Annotated in this window: 1 protein-coding gene; it reads right to left on the bottom strand. The window is 29.3% G+C overall.

The features are described from left to right. The coding region (gene queF / locus IDG63_RS14310; protein WP_206176492.1) for a preQ(1) synthase at positions 1 to 321 on the bottom strand (321 nt) is incomplete at its 3' end. Between the last annotated feature and the right edge of the window lie 119 nt (positions 322 to 440).

The following is a 440-nucleotide window of genomic DNA, read 5'->3' as shown; positions in this document are numbered from 1 at the left end:
ATTCATAATAACGTTCATACAATCTTCGTGAAAATCACCATGGTTTCTAAAGCTGAATAAATATAATTTTAATGATTTAGATTCTACCATTTTGACGTTTGGTATATATGAAATATAAATTGTCGCAAAATCAGGTTGTCCAGTGATAGGACATAAAGAAGTGAATTCTGGACAATTGAATTTTACAAAGTAATCTCTACCTTGATGTTTATTGTCGAACACTTCTAATACTTCAGGTTTGTATTGATCATGATATTGATTGTTTTGATTCCCTAATAACGTTATATCTTTTAATTCGTCTTTGTTTCTTCCCTCTGACATTATGATTCTCCTTTATTAATTGCTTCTTTAGGTTTAGGATTTCTTTGGGCTTTCTTGAACATATAATAGCCTGCTAAGAATATAATAATGTATCCTAAATAACTGAGTAAATCTGGTAC

Source organism: Staphylococcus sp. EG-SA-14 (assembly GCF_017151935.1).
Taxonomy (GTDB): domain Bacteria; phylum Bacillota; class Bacilli; order Staphylococcales; family Staphylococcaceae; genus Staphylococcus; species Staphylococcus aureus.
This window is presented reverse-complemented; position numbering and strand designations above follow the sequence as displayed.